The organism is Enterorhabdus sp. P55 (assembly GCF_009911695.1).
In the GTDB taxonomy this organism is placed as follows: Bacteria; Actinomycetota; Coriobacteriia; order Coriobacteriales; family Eggerthellaceae; genus Enterorhabdus.
Window position 1 is genome coordinate 1 of record NZ_QWKK01000135.1, and the last position, 5,123, is coordinate 5,123.

A 5,123-nucleotide genomic window follows, 5' to 3' on the forward strand; every position below is an offset into this window, starting at 1 on the left:
GAGGGCCGCGCGGCCCGCCGCGCTCGCGCGCTCCGCCGGAGCCCCCTGCGCCCGGCTGACCCTGCGCGCCCGGTGCCTTCCGCCGGGACCCTCCCGCTCGCCCGTGCCGACCCCTGCGCGCTCCGTCGGAGCTCCCTGCGCCCGGTGCCTTCCGCTGGAGCTTCCCTGCGCCCTGCCGACCGCCGCGCGCTTGCCGAAGTCTTCCCGCTCGCCCGTGCCGACCACCGCGCTCCGTCGGAACCCTCCCGTCGGAGCCCCCCGCGCCCTGCCGATCCTCCCATGTGCCCCACTGGTCTCCCGCGCCCCCGGCTCTGCCCCCCTCTGCACAGTTCTTTCGACTTTGCGACAAACGCAGGGCGTTTTTGCCGCCTATCGCCCGCTCGTCAGGGCGTTACATGTTTCACCCCGTTATTAATCTCGATTGAGAATAACGGTGAACTGGGACGATAGAGCGCATTTGTTTCGCGTTGGCAGAGCGCCTCGGCGAGGCCGTCGCAAAGTCGAAAGAACTGTGCAGAAAGGGGCCGCGAGGGAGCGAGCGCGCCCCGCGGCCGCTGCCCCCCCCGCCTTCCGGAGAGGGCCCTACGACGCGATGAGCTCGATTCCCTGCTCGAGCTTCGCCTCGCTCAGGGCGCCCATGGCGCGCGCGGTCACGGTGCCGTCGGCGGCGATGAACCAGGTCTGCGGGATGGAGTTCACGCCGTAGGCGCGCGCTGCCGAGCTGTTCTGATCGAAGAAGACGGGGAAGGTGTAGTGCTCGCTCGTGATGAGGCGCGTCGCGGTCTCGAGGGTCTCGCCGTTCATCCCGGTCATGTTGACCATGAGGAACTGCACGTCGTCGCCGTAGCGCTGGAAGGCAGCTTGAAACGCGGGCATCTCGCTTTGGCAGGGCCCGCACCAGCTGGCCCAGAAATTGAGCACGACGGGCTTCCCCCGGAAGTCCGCCAGCGTGACCTCGCGGCCCTCGGTGTCCACAGCGGTGAAGTCGGGGGCGGTCACGGGCTGAGACGCGGCGCCCTTTCCGCTGCCCTGGGCGTCGCGGCCGGTCGTGTCCTCCTCGCCCGGCAGGCTGGACGACGGCGCCTTCCCGGCGGCGTCCTTGTAGGCGGGCTCGGCCACTAGATCGGCCTTTTCGGCTGCGGGCGCGAGCACGCTGTAGGCCGCGCCGGCACCCACGAGCAGCACGGCGAAGGCGACGGCGCAGATGACGAGCGTGCGATGGCTCGTGCGGTCGCGAGCTGCCTTGAGGCCCTCGGCGTCAGGGGTGCTCTCAGGCTGGCGGGACGGCTCATCCGGCGCGACGGGCGCCTTGCCGTGCGGGGCGACGCCGGCGCCCTCCGCATCAGGGCTGCCCCCGCCCGCCGCAGCGCGCCGAGGGCCTTCCACGTCCAGGGGAGCCTTCGCCTCGTCGAGCTTTTCCCTTGCGTTCTTCTCTTCCATGGGGTGCGTCCTTTCCCTAGCTCAGCAGTGCGAGCAGGTTGCCCAGCAGACCCGTGGCCATGAGGATGCCCACGGCCACCAGGAACCAGCCGCATGCCTTGGTGATGACGTCGTAGTGGCGCTTGATGGCATCGAAGGCGCCCTTCAGCTTGTCGATGAGTACGGCGGCCAGCACGAAGGGCAGCCCGAGGCCGGCCGAGTAGCACAGCAGCATGACCACGCCTACCGTCACCGATCCTTGGGTGGAGGCCAGCATGAGCGCCGAGCCGAGGAAGGCGCCGACGCAGGGGGTCCAGCCGACGGAGAACACCACGCCGAAGGCGGCCGAGGAGAGAAATCCCAGTTGGCGGCCGGCCATCGAGGCATTCGCGCCGCGTAGGAAGCCGAGTTTCACCACGCCGAGGAAGTACAGCCCGAAGAAGACGACCACCGCGCCGCAGATGACGTTGACGATGCCCTGGTACGCGATGAGAAACGCCCCGAGGGTGGAGGCGAGCGCGCCCATGGCCACGAACACGGTGGTAAACCCGAGCACGAACCCGAGCGCGTTCTTGAGCACCGTGCGCGTGGAGGACTCCTCGCCGGCTGCGAAGTAGGTGACGTAGAGCGGGATCATGGGCAGCAAGCAGGGGGAGACGAAGGTCACGATGCCCTCGAGGAACGAGATGAGGTACTGCATGCCGGTCGCCTTCCTGGTTGGAGCGCCCGCGGGCGCCGTCGGTCACCGGGGAAGTATAGCAGCGGTGCCGCGGGCGGCAGGTGCGCCGGGCGGATTGTTGGCGTTTGCTTACCCGGTGGGCGGATGCGGCGGTCCCGGGTGCGCCCGATGCCGCTTTTCGCGCGCGAGATGGCCCTCTCATAAGGCGGCGCCTCTTCGACGCCATCCCCCAATGCCACTTTTCGCGCGCGAGATGGCACTAATTGGCGATTTGGTACGGTGCTGGCGCCTGGTTTTCGACCTTCCTGCTTTTTTCGCGGGTGAGTTCCAGGCGTTTTCCCAGGTGACGGTTTTTCTTGGTGAACTTTTTTGCTCTGCGAGTCGCAGCGAGGCGTACCAAACTGCCAATTAGTGCCATCCTGGGCGAAAAAAGTGGCTGTGGCTGTCTGCCGGCTGCTGCGCGGGCGTTCCCGCCGAGGATCTTGGGCTTGTGCGAGGCGCGTCCTCGCGGCGGGATGCTATCGTGTTCGCAGGTTGTTCCCGGAAAGGAGGGGTGCATGGTCGCAGCACGTGTCGCCCGACATGCTGTGGGCGCTGCCGCCCGCCTCGTGGCGGCGCTGTTCGTCGCGGTGCTGGCCGCGGGCGGGCTTGTCGGCTGTGCCTCGTCTGCGTCCGTGCCTGTGCCCGCGCCTGCGCCGGCTGCGGGGGACGCGCCTTCCGCCGATGCCACCGACGCGGGCGCCGTGTCCGGCGACGCGGCCGCGGGCGATCTGGCGTCTGGGTCGGCCGCCGCCGCGCCCTCCGCGTCCGGTGCGCTCCAGGTGTCTGGCGGGCGTCTCTGCGGCGCGGATGGTGCGCCCGTGCAGCTGCGGGGCGTGTCGACTCACGGACTGGCGTGGTTCCCGCAGTACGTGAACGCCGACCTGTTTCGCGAGCTGCGCGACGACTGGGGCGCCAACGTGGTGCGGTTGGCGCTCTACACCGCGGAGTCCGGGGGCTGGTGCACCGGCGGCGAGCACGCGGCCCTCGGCCAGCTCGTGCGCGACGGCGTGGCCTGGGCGGCCGATGCCGACCTGTACGTCATCGTCGACTGGCACGTGCTGTCAGACCAGAGCCCGCTCGTCTACGCCGACGAGGCGGTGGCGTTCTTCGAGGAGGTGTCGGCCGACCTGGCGGAGCGCGACAACGTGCTCTACGAGATCTGCAACGAGCCCAACGGGAGCGCCACCTGGGACGACGTGCGTGCCTATGCCGAGCGCGTCATTCCCGCCATCCGTGCCAACGACCCGGACGCCGTCGTCATCGTGGGGACGCCGGAGTGGTCGCAGCGCGTCGATGCGGCGGCTGCCGACCCGCTCGAGGGAGAGCTGGGCGAAAACGTGCTCTACGCGCTGCACTTCTACGCGGCCACTCACCAGCAGCCCCTGCGCGAGCGCATGGCCGCGGCCATGGAGGCGGGGCTGCCGGTGTTCGTGAGCGAGTTCGGCATCTGCGATGCGAGCGGCAGCGGGGCGGTGGACTACGCGTCGGCCGATGCATGGGTGTCCCTCATGGACGATTTGGGTGTGAGCTACGTGTGCTGGAACCTGTCGAACAAGGACGAGTCGTCGGCGCTCTTCGCGGCAGGGTGCGCGAAGACGAGCGGGTTCGAGGAGGGCGACCTGAGCGCCGAGGGTCGCTGGCTGCGCGAGGCGCTCTCCGGCGCGCGGCCGGCAGGCGGGGCGCTGTCGGACGATGGGGGCGTCTCGGACGGGACGCCGGCGTCAGCGGCGCTGGCGGACGGGGTCGGGGCGGCGGCGTCGAGTGCCGGGCCCCTTGCCGAGGCGGGGTCGGCGGGCGTGCTCTCCTGGTCGGCGCGGGTGCGCCAGACGTGGGAGGAGGACGGTCGGACGGTCTACCTCTACGACTTGACCGTCCGCAACAACGGCGCCGCGCCCACGGACGGCTGGACGATCGAGGTGCCGGTCGACGGGGCCGTCTCGGTGAGGGAGGGCTGGAACGGCTCCTTCGACGCGGAGGGCTCGACCCTGCGCGTGGCGTCTGCCTCCTACAACGGGGTCATTCCCGCCGGCGGGCAGCTGTCCGACGTGGGCCTCATCGTCACGGGCGCCTAGCGCGTCGGCGGCGTGTGCCTGGGGCGCGGAGCGGGATGCCGTCGGCGGCGTATCGCCCTGCGGGGCAGGGCTCGTGGCCGAGGCCTCGGGTGACAGGGGCGTAAGCTGCGCCGGTCGCCGCCTTACGATTCTGTGAGAGTGGCTCCTGCCGCCCCGCGGGGCTCGCGTGGGTGCTATCGTGTTCGCAGCTTGAATCGAGAGGGAAGGGCGAGCAGTGGCGGCTCGGATCGTTCGACATACGATGCGCGTGATGGCCGTGGTGGCGGCCTGCCTGATGGTGGTGGCGCTCCTGGCCGTGGAGGGCCGCTATGCCGGCATCTCCGCCGGGCGGGCGCGGGCTCTGGCCGCGCCGTCGCCATCGGTGTCGGCGGCGGCGACGACTGGCTCCCCATGGTGCGCGGCGGAGGTCTCCTACCTCTCCGAGGCGGCTGCCGTGGCATGGATGGCGGGCGTCCCGTCCGAGAAGCCCTGCGCCTCGACGACGCTTGTGTGGGACGACCGCTGGCTTCTGGCCGACTCCGGCGACTACAACCACGACCTGGCCCGGGCCTGTGCCGTGCTCACGGCGGTGTGCAATGCCGAGTCGTGCTGGTACAGCGGGACGGCAGGCGCTCGCCCCTTCGCCGAGGAGGCCCTGACCCAGCTCGGGTTCTCCCGCGTGCGCACCGATTCCTACGCCTGGCGCAGCAGCCTGCTCGACGAGGTGGGCGCCTTCCTCACGGGGTCGCACGAGGGCGTGGCCTACACCTTCGCCGCCAAGACGGTAGATCCGAACACCTGGGACGCGACGGGGGAGGATGCCCTCGGCGGTGGCGCCCAGGACGGCGGCGCTGAGGATCGGGGCGCGCCGGGCGCGCACGACGCCGCCTCGGCCGCCGCGTCGCTGGGCGCGGGTGCCGGCGCCGGCGCGG

3 protein-coding genes and 1 pseudogene are annotated in these 5,123 nt (G+C 70.7%); 2 read left to right on the forward strand and 2 right to left on the reverse strand.

Going from position 1 to position 5,123, the window contains the following annotated elements:
- Window positions 1-582: 582 nt before the first annotated feature.
- Both D1643_RS09715 and D1643_RS09720 read right to left on the reverse strand, forming a co-directional pair.
- Window positions 583-1,440 carry a TlpA disulfide reductase family protein gene (locus D1643_RS09715; RefSeq protein ID WP_160710435.1) on the reverse strand — a complete coding sequence of 286 codons (858 nt, stop codon included), beginning with the start codon at window positions 1,438-1,440 and terminating at the stop codon, window positions 583-585.
- Between the two features lie 16 nt (window positions 1,441-1,456).
- Entirely contained in the window at window positions 1,457-2,119 is a 663-nt protein-coding gene (locus tag D1643_RS09720) for a cytochrome c biogenesis CcdA family protein (protein WP_160710436.1), read from the reverse strand.
- Between the two features lie 536 nt (window positions 2,120-2,655).
- On the opposite strand from D1643_RS09720, the gene D1643_RS09725 reads away from it, so the two are divergent.
- Window positions 2,656-4,212: a cellulase family glycosylhydrolase gene (locus D1643_RS09725; protein ID WP_160710437.1), complete on the forward strand. Its 1,557-nt coding sequence runs from the start codon at window positions 2,656-2,658 to the stop codon at window positions 4,210-4,212.
- Window positions 4,213-4,426: 214 nt separating this feature from the next.
- A pseudogene (locus D1643_RS09730) lies at window positions 4,427-5,123 on the forward strand (lipase family protein); the annotation flags it as partial.